Annotated in this window: 11 protein-coding genes; 5 read left to right on the forward strand and 6 right to left on the reverse strand. The window is 74.2% G+C overall.

Annotated features, from left to right (window positions below; genetic code table 11):
• The 5 genes from ACFXPK_RS25190 to fxsT form a co-directional block, all read left to right on the forward strand.
• A partial coding sequence (locus tag ACFXPK_RS25190; protein ID WP_385078836.1) for an SAV_2336 N-terminal domain-related protein occupies positions 1–2,423 on the forward strand: 2,423 nt, incomplete at its 5' end.
• Between the two features lie 36 nt (positions 2,424–2,459).
• A complete protein-coding gene (gene fxsA, locus ACFXPK_RS25195; protein ID WP_385078839.1) occupies positions 2,460–2,720 on the forward strand; it encodes an FxSxx-COOH cyclophane-containing RiPP peptide in 261 nt (86 codons plus the stop codon).
• 179 nt (positions 2,721–2,899) lie between these two features.
• Complete coding sequence (locus tag ACFXPK_RS25200; protein WP_385078864.1) at positions 2,900–4,156, forward strand: FxsB family cyclophane-forming radical SAM/SPASM peptide maturase; 1,257 nt, start codon at positions 2,900–2,902, stop codon at positions 4,154–4,156.
• Positions 4,153–5,547, forward strand: a complete 1,395-nt coding sequence (locus ACFXPK_RS25205) for an aKG-HExxH-type peptide beta-hydroxylase (protein WP_385078842.1) — start codon at positions 4,153–4,155, stop codon at positions 5,545–5,547. The genes ACFXPK_RS25200 and ACFXPK_RS25205 overlap by 4 nt, the downstream gene beginning before the upstream one ends.
• Before the next feature lie 78 nt (positions 5,548–5,625).
• On the forward strand, positions 5,626–8,658 hold the full coding sequence (gene fxsT / locus ACFXPK_RS25210) for an FxSxx-COOH system tetratricopeptide repeat protein (RefSeq protein ID WP_385078845.1): 3,033 nt from the start codon (positions 5,626–5,628) through the stop codon (positions 8,656–8,658).
• A gap of 94 nt (positions 8,659–8,752) precedes the next feature.
• Here the strand turns inward: fxsT and ACFXPK_RS25215 are convergent, their stop codons facing one another.
• From ACFXPK_RS25215 to ACFXPK_RS25240, 6 genes are all read right to left on the reverse strand, one after another.
• The gene (locus ACFXPK_RS25215) at positions 8,753–9,499 is read right to left on the reverse strand and encodes an SDR family NAD(P)-dependent oxidoreductase (RefSeq protein ID WP_385005207.1); all 747 of its coding nucleotides are present in this window, start codon (positions 9,497–9,499) and stop codon (positions 8,753–8,755) included.
• 176 nt (positions 9,500–9,675) lie between these two features.
• Positions 9,676–10,941: a cytochrome P450 gene (locus ACFXPK_RS25220; RefSeq protein WP_385078850.1), complete on the reverse strand. Its 1,266-nt coding sequence runs from the start codon at positions 10,939–10,941 to the stop codon at positions 9,676–9,678.
• Positions 10,938–11,552, reverse strand: a complete 615-nt coding sequence (locus tag ACFXPK_RS25225; RefSeq protein WP_385005203.1) for an ATP/GTP-binding protein — start codon at positions 11,550–11,552, stop codon at positions 10,938–10,940. Before ACFXPK_RS25225 ends, ACFXPK_RS25220 begins: the two co-directional genes overlap by 4 nt.
• Positions 11,533–11,886, reverse strand: a complete 354-nt coding sequence (locus ACFXPK_RS25230) for a DUF742 domain-containing protein (protein ID WP_385078854.1) — start codon at positions 11,884–11,886, stop codon at positions 11,533–11,535. The genes ACFXPK_RS25225 and ACFXPK_RS25230 overlap by 20 nt, the downstream gene beginning before the upstream one ends.
• Entirely contained in the window at positions 11,883–12,302 is a 420-nt protein-coding gene (locus tag ACFXPK_RS25235) for a roadblock/LC7 domain-containing protein (RefSeq protein ID WP_385005199.1), read from the reverse strand. The genes ACFXPK_RS25230 and ACFXPK_RS25235 overlap by 4 nt, the downstream gene beginning before the upstream one ends.
• Before the next feature lie 89 nt (positions 12,303–12,391).
• Positions 12,392–14,206, reverse strand: coding sequence for an ATP-binding protein (locus ACFXPK_RS25240; RefSeq protein ID WP_385078857.1), 1,815 nt, complete (start codon positions 14,204–14,206; stop codon positions 12,392–12,394).
• Positions 14,207–14,654: the final 448 nt, after the last annotated feature.

Here is a 14,654-nt window from a genome sequence, read left to right on the forward strand (position 1 = left end):
CCCAGCGAAGTTGTAACCGCACACGACGGCCCGACACATCCGGGGTCCTATCCCGGGGCGAGGGACGGGCGGGCGCCGCCGTGCTGACGGTCGGCGGCGACGCGGCCACCGCACCCGCCGCCCGGCCCGGGGCCCTCGCCGTCCCCGTACTGCCGCCCGTCGCGGGCGCACTCGGCGCCTGGGCGCGGCTGCTCTCCGGCACCGGCGCGGGCCGGATCTCCGGCGCGGTCGGCTGGGTGCGCACCGACCAGCCGCCGGCGCCCGCGCCGCGCCCCGGCGACCGGATGTCCTCGCTCCAGCTCGTCAGCCGCTTCCGCTCGGCGGCCTCCCCGGTCGCCGGACAGCTCGCCGTCTATCTCGCCGCCGCCCCGCTCTGCCTGCCGGTGATGCAGCTCGTCCAGCGCACGATGCTGCCCGACTCGGGCCCCTCCGAACTCGCCGAGGTGCTGCTCAGCGGGCTGCTCTCGCGCAGCAAGGGCGACGGCGCCGACGACGGGCCCTGGTACGAGTTCACCCCCGGCGTCCAGGAGGCGCTGCTCGGACCGCTGGGCCGGGACGAGGCCGTCCTCGTACTGAAGCACTGCTCCGAGTACATAGAGCAGCACTTCGGCCGCGGCGGCCCCAACTTCCCCGCGCTGGCCCTCGCACAGCTCGGCAACGAGCGCCACGGCCCGCTCCACCCGGGCGGCGACCCGGACGAGGACGCCGAGTTCGGCGGGGAGTTCGGCCCGGACGGCGGCGCCACCGACGGCGGACCGCGCGTCCCGCACCCCTTCGCCGAGGTCGCCGCCCGTGTGCTGGAGCAGTTCATGCCGCTGCCCGAGCAGTTCGCGGCGTACGGACTCAACGGCGCCGGGCCGGGCACCACCGCGCAGCCGGTCAACGCGGCCGTCGAGAGCGCCCGCGAGCTGACCGCGCAGTTCGAGGCGGACAGCATGGTCCAGTACCTGATCGACGCCGTACAGCTCCTGCGCGGCGCCACCGAACGCGAGGCGCCCGGCGGCTCCGACCCCGAACTGTGGGCCGAGTTCGCCCGCTGTCTGCTCCGGCTCTGGGAGGTCCAGGGCGGCGGCGAACTGCTCGGCGAGGCGGAGCGCGCCGCCGAACGGGCCACCGCCCACCCCCGGGCGGTGCGCGAACGCGCCGTTCTGGCCAAGGTGTTGCACGCGGCGGCCGACGACCGGCGGCGGCGCGGCGACCGCTCCGGCGCCCTGGAGCTGCTGCGCCGTGCCGACCGCGAGTACACCGTCGCCTGCGCGGCGCCCGGACTCGATCCCGGCGAGGCGCTGCGGCTCACCCTGGACCGGGTACGCGCCCTGGAGGCGCAGTGGCGGCTCGGCGGCGACAGCGCGCTGCTCCAGGGGGCGATCGGCATGCTGGAGGCGTTCGCCGACGTCTGGCCCGACCAGGAGAACCGGCCGACGGGGCTCCCGCTGGCGCACGGCAGGACCCTGCTGCGGCTCTCCGGCGCGACCTCCGACCCCGAACAGGCCCAGGTGTACGCGGCCCAGGCGGCCCGCTCGCTGCGCAAGGCGCTCACCCCCGGCGGCCACACCGTCTCCACCCAGGCCCGGATCCTGCTCGACCTGGTGGACGCGCTGCTCCGCTCCGGGGAGGGGCTGGAGGAGGCCGCGACCCTCGTCGACCAGTCGCTGGCGACCGTACGGGACGAGCGGCTGCTCGCCTCGCTGCGGATCCGCGCCGGACGGGTCAGGGTGGCCCGCCACGAACGCTCCGAGGACCCCGCGGATCTGGACGAGGCCGCCGAGTTCTTCGCCCGCGCGGCCCGCTCCACCGCGCGCGACTCCCGGGCCCACGCGGACCTGCTCGCCGAGTGGGGCGCCACCCTGCTGCGTCGCGCCGGACTCCCGGACGGGGCGCCGCACACCGGCGCGGCGGTCCGGGTGCTGCGCGACTGCCGTACGGAGACGGCGACCGGCACCGCCCGGCAGGCGGAGCGGCTGCTGATGCTGGGCCAGGCGCTGATGCTGCGCCACCGGATCAACGACGACCGGGTGGATCTGCGCGAGGCGGAACACCTCTTCGGTCTCGCCGCGCAGGAGGCCCGCGACCCGCTGACGGCCGCGCGCTGCTGGCTGGAGCTGGGCCGCTCCCACTTCGACGCCTACCGCACGCTGCACCGCCCCGCCCGGCTGGACGACGCGGCCGAGGCGTTCCGCGACGCGGCGGACGCGGCCAGGACCGCCGAGGAGGAGATGGACAATCCGCGACAACGGCTGGAAGCCGTCGCGTTGCGTGCTGCGGCCGGCCACTGGCGGGGTAAGACCTATGAGGAGGCGGGTCGGCCCCGGGCGGCGCGTGAGGCGTACCGGTCGGCCCGCACGGAGTGGCGCAAGCTGCCGGACGGCGGCGGCGAGACGGCCCGTTCGACCGCGGACCGGCTGGCCGAGCTGGAACGCTGAGCGGTGCGCGCCGCAGGGACCTGACGGGGAGGCGTGATGATCGACGCGGCGCACGGCGGCCGGGAGCGGGAGAACACGGAACGGGGGAACGGGGCGTACGGGAGCCACGAGGGCGGGCCCGGCGGCGCGGCGGCCCCGCCGCCCGGTACGGCCGGTGAGCTGCCCGATCTGCTGGCCCTGGACCTGGCCGCCCTGCGCACCCTCGACCACCCGGTGCTCAGCGAGGTGATGGCGGATCTGCGCGGCCGGGCCGAGCAGCCCCGCGACATGCTCTGGGGGTTCAACAACGCGTTCTGAGAAGGACGTTACGGGGCAGGACCCTCTGGGCGGTGCGTTCGGCCTCCGCCCCGGCGCCCGGGACCGGGCCGCCCGACGACTCCGTACGGCGATGGGGGTGCGCAGTGGTGTCTCGACAGGGGACGCCGCCCCGCGCGGAGCCCGGCCGGGGCCCCGGCTCCGCACAGGGCCCCGGGGCCGTGCCCTTCGCGCAGTTCATCGTGAAGGTCCACGGCCGCTGCAACCTGGCCTGCCGCTACTGCTACCTGTACGCGGGCCCCGACCGCACCTGGCGCACCCGCCCCGCCGCCGCGTCCCCCGCCACCCTGGACCGGGCCGCCGACCGGATCGCGGAACACGCCCGCGCCCACGGGCTGCGCGAACTGGCCCTCGTCCTGCACGGCGGGGAGCCGCTGCTCGTCGGCGCCGCGCGGCTCGGGGCCTTCGCCGACGCCGTACGCGACCGGGCGGGCCCCGCCCGTACGGTCCACGCCACCGTCCAGACCAACGGCACCCTGCTCACCGAGCGGGCGATCACCACCCTCGCCCGGCACTCCGTACGGATCGGCATCAGCCTCGACGGCGGACGGGCCGCGCACAACGCCGCGCGCACCGACCACGCGGGGCGCCCGTCCTTCGCCGCAGCCGCGCGCGGCGCCCGGCTGCTCGCCGCGCACCGCCCGGAGGCGTACGCCGGGATCCTCACCGTCGTCGACCCGCGCACCGACCCGGTCGAGCTGTACGAGTCGCTGCTGGAGCTGCGCCCGCCCGCGCTCGATCTGCTGCTGCCGCACGGCAACTGGACCAGCCCGCCGCCGGGACTGCCCGGACTGCCCGCCGCCGGGCCCGGGGACCCGGCCCCGGCCGCCGGCCCCGGCCGGCCCACCCCGTACGGCGACTGGCTGACCGCCATCTTCGACCGCTGGTGGCGGGCGGACCGGCGGGAGACCCGGGTGCGGCTCTTCGAGGAGTGCGTGGCGCTGCTGCTGGGGCTGCCGGGCGCGACGGAGTCCCTGGGGCTCGACCCGGTGAACGCCGTCGTCGTCGAGACGGACGGCGCGATCGAACAGGTCGACTCGCTCAAGTCCGCCTACGACACGGCCGCCGCCACCGGGCTGGACATCCGCCACCACTCCTTCGACGACGCGCTGCGCCACCCCGGGGTCGCCGCCCGGCAGGCGGGCGCCGCCGCGCTGGCCGCCGCGTGCCGGGCCTGCCCGCTGCTCACCGTCTGCGGCGGCGGCCACTACGCCCACCGCTACCGCGCGGGCCACGGCTTCACCCAGCGCTCCGTCTACTGCGCCGACCTGGAGCGGCTGATCCGCCATGTCGCCGCCCGGCTCACCGGGGCGCTCGCGCCGCCGGCCCCCGTGGCCGGGCCCGGGGCACCGTCCGTTCCCGGGGGCGCGCCACTCGCCCCGACCGTTCCCGTGGCCGGGCCCGGGGCCCTCCGGTGAGCGCCGCCCTCCCCGAAGGGGCCCTGCGCGCACTGGGCCGCACCGAGGGCGGCGCCGAGGCGCTGGGGCTGCTCGTCCGCGACCAGCACACCCGCCGGCTCGTCCTGCTGCGGGCCGTGCTCGACGCGGCGGCCGACGCCCCCGCCGCGCTCCGCACCCCCGCCGCGCTCGCCCGGCTGCGCGACGACTGGGCGCTGCTGGAGGCCGCGGAACGGGCCGGCCGGGACGCCGTACGCGCCGTGCTGCTCTACCCGCTGGTGGGCCCCTGGGCGCAGCGCTGCCTGCACGGCCTGATCGCCGCGCGGCCGGACGCCGCGCCCCGGCTCGCCGCCGATCTGGACCACTTCGGCGCCCTCGCCGCGACCGCCGCGCTCCGCGCCCGGCTGCCCTTCCGGGTCCGGCTCACCGCCCGCGACGGCCTGCTCGTGCTGCCCGCCCTGGGCGCCCTGCGCACCGACGGGGACGGGCCCGTACCGGTCGACGCCGCCCTGGACGGCGACCGGTTGACGCTACGGCAGCAGGGCGCCGCGCCCGTCACCGTACGCCTGGACCCCCACGGCGGGGCCGGGAGCGGCGACCCGCGGTGGCTGCCCGTCCTCGCGCTGCCCCCGGTACGGCCCGGGGCCGCCCCCGTACCGCTGGACGACGTCGACCCGTACCGCTCCGCGGGCAACGGTGAGGCGCGGCACGGGCTGTCCGCCGTCATCCGGCTCGACGCGCGCCACCGTGCGCAGTGGGCGCGGTCCTGGGCCGGGGTGGAGCCGCTGCTGCGGACCGGCGGACCGCACCGCGCCGAGGAGGCCGCCACCCTGCTGCACTGCCTCGTCCCGCTCGCACCGCCGCCCGGCTCCGCCCCCGCCGGCGACGGCTCCGCGCAGTGCAGCGGCACCCGCCGCGAGGCGTTCGGCGCGGTCCTCACCAGCCGTCCCGCGACCCCCGCCTACTTCGCGTCGACCCTGGTGCACGAACTCCAGCACACCAAGCTCGCCGCGCTCGCCGCCCTCACCCCGCTCCACCACGAGGACGCCACGCCCCGGCACTTCGCGCCCTGGCGCTCCGACCCCCGCCCCTTCGACGGGCTGCTCCAGGGCGCGTACTCGCACATCGCGCTCGCCGACTACTGGCAGCGCCTCGCCCTCGGCGCGGACCGCCTCGCCGTCCGCGACCAGGCGTGGGCCGAACACGCGCGCGCCGGCGAACAGGTCGGCGCGGTCCTGCCCGTGCTGGCCGGTTCGGGCGCGCTCACCAGGGAGGGCCGCGTCCTCGTCAACGAGATGATCGCGGTGTACCACCGGCTCGCCGACAGCCCCCCGCCGCCCGGCCACCGCGCCCGCGCGGCCTCCTACGTCCGTACGGCACGGATGATCTGGCGCCAAAGGAACGCAACGTGAGACGGCGCGCACCAGGATGGATCCGAGCCGGTCCGGGGTATGTTAAAAGGGCGTATGACGATGCAGGGAGACGGTCGAATGCCCGGAGCGCGTAAGTCAGTTGGAGCAACCGGGCCCCGTGCCGTCACGATCAGTTTCGCCGGGTACAACCGCCCCTGGGCGGCATGGATCGGCGACCGTCTGGAGCGGCGCGGACTGACCGTCTCCTACCAGCGGTGGGACCCGCCGGACGACATGACACTGACCCAGTGCCTGCGCGACCTCCTGCTCGCGCCCGGCCCGGTCCTCGTCGTCGTCAGCCAGTGGTACTTCCAGCTCGGCCCGCGCGGCCACGACGAGTGGAACACCGCGCTGCGCGAGGTGGTGGCCGCCGAGCGCGACCGGTTCTTCGGCGTCTCCGTCACCAACGAGGCGGAGAAACTGCCGAGCGCCGCCGCCGTCTTCGCCGCCGTCGGCCTGGACACCGTCGGCGAACAGGAGGCCGAACGGCGGCTGCTGACCCAGCTCGGCATGGCCACCGAAGGACTCCGCGAGGAGGAGCCCGACGGGCCCCGGCGCGGCCCCCGTTACCCCGGCGAGTCACCCGACATCTGGGACGGCGTACCCCGCCGCAACACCCGCTTCACCGGCCGCGAGCCCCTGCTCGACGCCGCCCACCACGCACTCCAACAGGCCGCCAGAGGCGCCGGGGTGGTCACCCTCCACGGCATGTCCGGCGTCGGCAAGACACAGCTCGCCGCCGAGTACGCGCACCGCTTCGGCGCCGAGTACGACGTGGTGTGGTGGGTCTCCGCCGACAAGCGCGTCACCTGCCGCCAGCGGCTGGCCGCCCTCGCTCCCGCGCTCGGCCTGTCCACCGGTGTGGAGTACGGCGAACGGCTGCGCGCCGCCCGTGACGCGCTGCGGCGCGGCGACCCGTACAGCCGGTGGCTGCTCATCCTGGACGGCGCCGACGAACCCGACCAGATCTGGGACCTCGTCCCCACCGGACCCGGCCATGTGCTGATCACGGCGCGCAACCCGGAGTGGGCCGATCACAACAGCACCCTGCTCGAAGTCCCCGTCTACGACCGCACGGAGTCCGTGGCGTTCGTCCGCCGCCGCGCCCCCCGCCTCACCTACGACGAGGCGGGCCGCCTCGCGGAGGCGCTGGAGGACCTGCCGCTGCTGCTCGACCAGACGGCCGGCTGGCTCAACGACTCCGACATGTCGGTCGAGGCGTACATCGACCTCCTCAAGGACGGGGTCGACCAGGACGTCGTCCGGATCTCCAGCGACTTCCCCCTCGCCTTCCAGACCGGCTGGTCGATACTGCTCAACAAACTCCGCGAGACCGTCCCCGAATCGGTCGACCTGCTCCGTCTGTGCACCTTCTTCGCGCCCGGCGCCATCCCCGTACGCCTGGTGCGCGACCTGCCTCCCGACACCCTCCCCGAGAAGCTGCGGGGACTGGTCGACGACCCGGTGCGCTGGGCGCGCGCGATCAACAAGCTGCGGCAGTACGCGGTCGTCCGGGCCGCCGGGGTCGGCGAGCGCGAGGTCCACGACGCGGTCGGCGAGTCCTCGCTCGCGGGCGCCGCGGGCGACTCGCTCTACATGCACCGCATGGTCCACCAGATCGTCCACCAGGACATGCCCGCGCAGGACCACGCGGAGTTCATCGAGGTGGTACGCCGCGCCCTCGTGGAGGCGGACCCCATGCGCCCCACCGACACCCGGCTGTGGCCCCGGTACGCGGAGATCACCCCGCACCTCAAATGGGCCGACGTACTCAAGAGCACCGACCCCGCCATGCACACCCTGATCCTCAACTGCCTGCGCTACATGTACCTTTCGGGCGAATACCAGGCCGGTATCAACCTCGGCAGGCGCGCCCTGGAAGCCTGGCGGCGGCTCCTCGGCGAGACCCACCCGAGGATCTGGGACCTCAGCTACCACTACGCCAACCTGCTGCGCGCGGTGGGCGACTACGCCGGTACGGAGGCCATCGAGCGCGCCGCCGTGGCACACCTGCGCGAGGAACGCGGCGAACAGGACCTGGAACACCTGCGGGCGGCCGGCGGACTCGCCGCCGACCTGCGCGGCCTCGGCCGGTACGACGAGGCGTACGAGATCTCCCGGGGCCTCCTCACCTCCTTCCGCGAACTCCTCGGCGAGCAGGACTCCCGCACCCTCAACGCGCAGAACAACCTGGCGATCTCGCTGCGGCTGCTCGGCCGGTACGAGGAGTCCCTGGACCTCAACCGCCGCACCCTGGACGCCCGTCGGCAACTGCTGCGGCCGCGTCACAGCTGGACCCTCTACTCCGAGATCAACTACGCGACGGACCTGCGGCTCCTCGGCCGCTACGGCGAGGCCGAATCGCTCCAGTCGCAGAGCGCCCGCATCCACCGGACCGTCCTCGGCCGCGACAACCCGCAGACCCTGCGCGCCGAGTTCAACCTCGCCCTGTGCCTGTACCGCTCGGGCGAACGGGGCCGGGCCGGGGCGCTGTTCACCCAGGTCCTGGAGAGCTGCGAACGGGTCCTCGGCGAACGGGACCCGCTGACCATGATGTTCGCGGCCGGCCAGAGCTGCTTCGCCCGCGAGCACGGCGACATCGACCGCGCCAGGGACATAAGCGAGCGGGTCGTCGACGGCTATGTGACGATGCTGGGCGAGGGCCACCCGTACGTCGCGGGCAGCCGCTCCAACCACGCGCTGATCCTGCGCAGCGTCGGCGAACGCGACCAGGCGCTCGACGTCACCGAGAACGCGCTCACGGACATGGGACGCGCCGTCGGCGAGACCCACCCCTGGACCCTGGGGTGCGCCATCAACACGGCCGCGCTGCGCAACATCACCGGCGACACGGAGGGCGCCGCCTCGCTCAGCGACGACACCGTCACGCGCGCCACCGAAACCCTCGGCCGCACCCACCCGCTGACCCTCTCGGCCCGCATCGCCCACGCCGCCGACCTGCGCGGGCTGCGGGACGGACAGCGCGCCGAGAAGGTCGAACAGGAGGCGCTGGACGACCTGGTGACCACCCTGGGCGCCCAGCACGTCCACACGGTCGCGGCCCGCTCCCGCAACCGCCCCTACTGGGACTTCGAGCCGCCGCTGACCTGACGGGCCGAGGAGCCGCCGCCCGGCCGCGCGCGTCGGGCGGCTCCCCCTTCGGCGCCGCCGCCCGCGATTGAGGCGGCCCGTACCGGCAGAGGCCTCACTGAGCGGTCAGGCCGCCGTCGATGATGTGCTCCGTGCCGCTGATGTAGGAGGAGTCGTCCGAGGCGAGGAAGAGGACGAGGCTGGACACCTCGTCCGCCTCGGACATGCGGCGCAGCGGCACCGCCTCGGCGATCCCGCCGCCGTTCTCGTCGGTCGCCGCCGCCATCATGGGGGTCTTGATGTAGCCGGGGTGGACCGAGTTGGCGCGGATGTTGTCGGGGCCGTACTGCACCGCGACATGCTTGGTCATGCCCCGGGACGCGAACTTGCTGCCGACGTAGGCGAGGTTCGGGGAGCCGACGATCGAGACGATGCCCGCTATGGAGGAGACGTTGACGATCGAGCCGCCGCCGGCCCGCCGCATGGAGGGGATGACCGTCTTCATGCCGTAGTACTGCGAGTGCTGGTTGACGGCGCAGACGCGGAGGTACTCCTCCTCGTCGAGTTCGACGGTCGGGGTCACCGGGCCGAGGATGCCCGCGTTGTTGACCAGGACGGTCACGGTGCCGAAGGCCTCCTCGGTCTCCTGGAGGACGCGGGCCCAGTCGGCGAGCGACGTGACGTCGTGCCGCAGGAAGAGCGCGTTCTCGCCGAGTTCGTCGGCGATCTTCCGTCCCCACTCCTCGTTGAGGTCGGTGAGCGCGACCTTGGCGCCCTCGCGGACGAACCTGCGGGCGTGTGACGCGCCCATGCCCTGGGCCGCCCCGGTGATGATGGCGACCTTGCCGTCCAGCTTGCCCATCGTGTGCGCCTTCCGTACTGACTGCCCTTGGGGAACGCCCTGATGGGCGCCCCGCCGGAGCGGGCCCCGTCCGGGGACCGCCGGACCTCAGACAATAGTGGGCCTGAGTACCGAAATCCATGGCCGGGCATCTTCCCCGTGGGGCCACCACCGCCCGCACGGTCCGGTCAGAGGGGCTACCGCGCGACGGGGGTGAACTCCACGGGGAGGGCGAGCAGCCCTCGCGACCAGGTGGAGGTGCGCCAGACCAGTTCCTCGGGCTCCCCGGACAGCACCATGTCGGGCAGGCGTTCCAGCAGCGTCTCGATGGCGGTGCGGGCGATGACATCGGCGAGGAGGGGGGCCGGATAGGGGCAGCCGTGCTCGCCGTTGCCGAAGGAGAGGTGTGCGGAGTTCTCGGCGCCGACATAGCCCTCGGGCCAGATGCTCAGATCGGTGTTGGCCGCGGCGAGGCCGAGGACCAGACAGTCGCCCGCCTTGATGCGCTGGCCGCCGAGTTGGGTGTCCCGTACCGCCCAGCGGCCGATGAAGTTCTGCAAGGGGGTGTCCAGCCAGAGCACCTCGTTGAGCGCCTGCCCCACGCTGAGCCGTCCGCCGGCCACGTTCAGCGCGAACCGCTCGTCGGTCAGCAGCAGACGCAGGCCGTTGGATATCCAGTTGGAGGTCTGCTGCTGCACGGCGGAGAGGATGGCGATCAGGTCCGCGCGGACCTCCTCGTCCGTGAGCCCGGCCGGATGCGCGAGCATCCGGGAGGTGAGGTTGGCGCCGTGGCTGTCGCGCTGGTCCCCGATGAGCCGGTCCACGCGCTCGGCCAGCCGCCCGTAGGCGGTGACCTGGTCCTCGTCCGGGGCGGTGTCGAGGGTGATCCGGAGGTCCCGTACCAGCTCGTCGGCCTCGGTGCTGGTGGACGGCAGCCCGCAGAGGTGCAGGGCGGTCCGCAGGGGCAGCGCGTGGGCGTACTCGGTGACCAGCTCCGCCCGGCCGCTGCCCGCGAAGGAGTTGATGAGCCCCTCGGCGATGTCCTCGCAGTTCTGGGCCAGTTCGAACTGGTCGACGGCCTCCAGCGCGTCGGTGATGACCCCGGCGCGGCGCTGGTGTTCCTCCCCCTCGGTGAACATGACCGAGGGCTGGTAGCCGACGAACGGCATCAGCGGCCAGTCGTCGGGGATGTCCGGCCACTGGTTCCAGCGCCGCGAGTCCCGGGCGAACAGCTCGTGATGTGCGGTGATGTACGAGATCTCGCTGTAGCCGAGCACCAGCCAGGCGGGGATGTCCCCGTCCAGCAGGACGGGGGCGATCGCTCCGTGCTCCCTGCGCAGCGCGCGGTAGAGCTGGGCCGGGGTCTGCCGGTACTCCAGCCCGGCCAGCCGCACCGCGCCGGCGTGGGCCGGGCAGCCGGGCGGCGGCGCCCCGCCCGCGGGGAGTCCTGCGGGGTCGGTCACGGTGTCGTCTCCCGGGAGAGGGCGAGTGCGTAGAGGTGGTCCACGAGGGTGATCAGGACGTTCTTGCCGGACGCGCGCACCCGTGCGTCGCAGTCGATCAGCGGCACGTGCTCCGGCAGTGAGAGCGCCTGCCGGATCTCCTCCAGCGAGTACTCGTCCGGGTCGTCGTGGAACCGGTTCACGGCGACGACGAACGGGGTCCGATGGTGTTCGAGCCGGTCGATCGCGTACCAGGAATCGCTCATCCGCCGGGTGTCGACCAGCACGACCGCGCCGAGCGTGCCGGAGAAGAGGCGGTCCCACAGGAACCAGAACCGCTCCTGGCCGGGCGCGCCGAACAGGTAGAGCACCATGCGCTCGTTGAGGCTGATCCGGCCGAAGTCGAAGGCGACGGTGGTGGTCGTCTTGTGCGGCAGCCCGGAGGTCTCGTCGACCCCGACCCCCGCCTCGGTCATGACCTCCTCGGTGTTGAGCGGCCGGATCTCGCTGACGGACCGGACGAGCGTGGTCTTGCCGACGCCGAAGCCGCCCACGACGACGATCTTCAGACCGGTCTCGGCGGCGTCGGCCAGGGGGGTCCGAGCGGGCAGCTCAGAGGTTGCGGAGTCCATGGAGCACCTCCTTCAAGAGGGCGGAGTCGGGGAGGTCGTCGGAGCGGGCCGCGGTGGGGTGCCGAGCGGTGATGCGGCCGGTGTCGAGGAGGTCGCCGAGCAGGATCCGTACGACCATGACGGGCAGTTTCAGCTCGGCGGACACCTCGACGACCGCCGTGGGGTGACGGCAGAGGTCGAGGATGCGGGCGTGCTCCGACTGCATGCCGGGTACCGGCCGGCATTCGGCGACGATCAGGGTGACCAGGTCGAACGTGTCGCTGTCGGCCTCGCTGCGGCCGGCGGTGACGGTGTACAGCCGGTCGGGGTTCCCGACGTCGGGCCGGCGGCTCACGAGGGAGAGCTGTTCCGGCCGGGAGAGCGCGGTTCGGCCCGCAGGTGCTCACCGATCTGCTCGACCAGCTCGGTCATCTGATGGCCCACCGCGCCGGGATCGGCCTCCTCCCCGGCGATGACGGCGAGGTGGGCCCCCTCGCCGGCGTCGACGATGAAGAGGAGCCCGCCGTGGAACTCCGTCATGGAGTGGCGTACGCCTCCGCTCCCGCTGCCGAACTCGACCGAGGCGCCCTGGGCGAGGGCCTGGATGCCGGAGCAGATGGCGGAGAGCTGGTCGGCCTGGTCGAGGGTGAGGTGCTGGGTCCAGCAGAGTTTGAGTCCGTCGCGGGAGAGCACGAGGGCGTGGCGGGTGCCGCGGGTGCGCTCCAGCAGGTTTTCGAGGAGCCAGGTCAAGCTGTTGTCAGTGGTCTGCATGGTGTGCGTGGGGCGGGACGGCCCTGAAAGCGGGTCATCCGCCCGTGCCTCCATTCTCGCGTTCCGAACGGGGGATGGGTTTCTTGTGCCTACGGCTGCGGAGGAGGCTGAAGCCGCGCTTCAGCCGAGGACGGGCCGGAGGGGTCGGCGGGACCGGCAGGACCGGTGGGACCGGCGGATGGACGGTCGGGGGAGGTGCTGGGGGTGGACGGGCTCTGGGCGGACGGGCTGTCGGGGGTACGGCGGGCGCGGTGGAAGGCTCCGAACTGGGAGCCGGCGTCCCGGCCGGAGGGGGCGCTCTCCGGGCGCCCGGCCGGGGGACGGGTCCGGCCCTGGTCGGCGGCGGCCATGGTGCGGCCGGGCGGACGGACGGGCAGTCCGCCGGTGGTGGCGGCCGAGGGACCGGCCGGGGACGTGGCCGGGCGAGCGGTCTGGGACGTGGGCGGGGCGGGGGAGGCGGCCGGGCCCGGCGCGGGCGGCGCGGCCCGGGTGACCGCCGGGGCGGCGGTGGCGAGCGGCGTCGCCTCGGGGACGGGGCGGGCGCGGCCGGGAGCGGGATCGCGCTGCTGGGCCAGGAGCTGCGGGGGGAGCAGGACGACGACGCCGGTGCCGCCACGGGAGGACGGGCGGTAGTTGACGCTGATGTGGTACTTCGCGGCGAGGCGTCCGACGACGGCGAGGCCGAGGCGGGTGCCCTGGAGCAGGGCGAGGTCCGTGTTGTTGCCGGAGACCGACTCCTCGGCGCGGCGCATGGCCGCGCCGGCCATCTTCAGGCCGCTGTCCTCGATGGTGACGACGATGCCCGCGGTGCGCTCCTCGACGTAGACATGGACCTGGTCGATGGGCGGCGAGAAGTTCGCGGCGTTGTCCATGAGTTCGGCCAGCAGATGCATCACGGGCTCGGCGGCGAACCCGGCGATGGCGGCGTTGCTGGAGCAGTTCAGACGGACGCGCTGGTAGGCGACGATGCGCCCCACCGCGCCGCGGAGGATCGACTCCATCGGGATGGGCTTGTTCCAGGCGCGGCTGGCCCGTCCGCCCATGAGGAGGGCGAGACGGTCGGTGAGCAGGCCGATCTGGGAGGTGTTGTGGTCGAGCCTGAGGAGGTCCCCGAAGACGTCCTCGCCGTGGCGGTCCTGCATGTCGCGCAGGTCGGCCAGCATGGAGACGGCCTTCGCCTGGACCCGGGTGAGCGCCTTGGCGCTGGCCGCCTGGGCCGCGGCGGCCCGGCGCTCGCTGGTGGCGAAGTCCCTGACGACGGTGGTGAGCACGGTCCGCAGGCGGGGATCGGCCGGGACCTGGACGGTGGCCAGCACGGTGTCGGCCGACCGGCCCGCGCGCAGCGCCGTGAGGGCCTCGGGCAGCGTGGTGCCGGCGAGGAGGCCGAGCGCGTCGCCCGCTCCGGTGAGTTGGCGGAGGGCCGCGTCCCGCTCCTCGGCGGCTGTCGCGGCGAGGCGCCGGGCGTCGGCGATCTCCTGGGTGAACAGCTCCAGGACCCGGCGTAGTTGCGGTTCGGCGGGGGCCGGTACGGCGGCACGGGCCTCCTGGGCGCCCGCGCCCTCGCGGAGTCGGCCGGCGGCGGCGGGCAGGCTCACGTTCAGGAGATGCCCCAGGGCGGAGCTGAATCCGGCCAACTGGGTCCGGACCCCTTCGACTTCGCCCCGGGCCGTGGCGGTACGGCGCCGGGCTGCCCGCAGGAGCAGGACGCCGCTGACGACGACGAGGGCCAGAGAGCCCCAGGCCACGGCGACGGTGGCCGCCACCCAGGGGCGGGCCGGGTCCGGAGCGCCGGAGACAGCCGCTCCACCTGCCACGGCCGCCGCCGCCAGCAGCAGGAGCGGCACGGCCGACGGCAGCGCCCGGTCCTTGTGCGTGCGGTGGTGGCTGGGGGCTGGCACTGGCATTCCGCGGTCCCTCGGTGCTTGAGTGCGGGGGCACAGGCTGGTCGGCTGGGTTCTGCTGCTGCGAGGGGACGGAGTCGCCGACGGGTGCGGGGATCCCTCGTACCGCCTGCGACGCGCACGCGAAGCCGTACGAGCCGTGTCCGGCTCAGGGCATCACGTCCCACTTCCGGGGGAAATTTTGTCCAGAAGTAATCTGAAGATCATAGCAATCACCGTGCAATATAACGGTGTTGTGCATCGACTTCATCGCCGTCTTTCGGCCCGGCCGACCCGAGTGATCCGGCCGACCCATGTGATCCTGCCGACCCGCGTGATCCGGCCGACCCACGTGATCCGGCCGAAGCGCCTGATGCCTCCCACGATGCCTTCCACGACGCCCGAGGGGACGCGGCCGCGCCCGGCCCCGGGGCGGCGGCCCCCCGGTATGTGCGGCGGGGGGGGGGGGTCA

This window comes from Streptomyces sp. NPDC059142 (genome assembly GCF_042755665.1).
Lineage (GTDB): Bacteria > Actinomycetota > Actinomycetes > Streptomycetales > Streptomycetaceae > Streptomyces.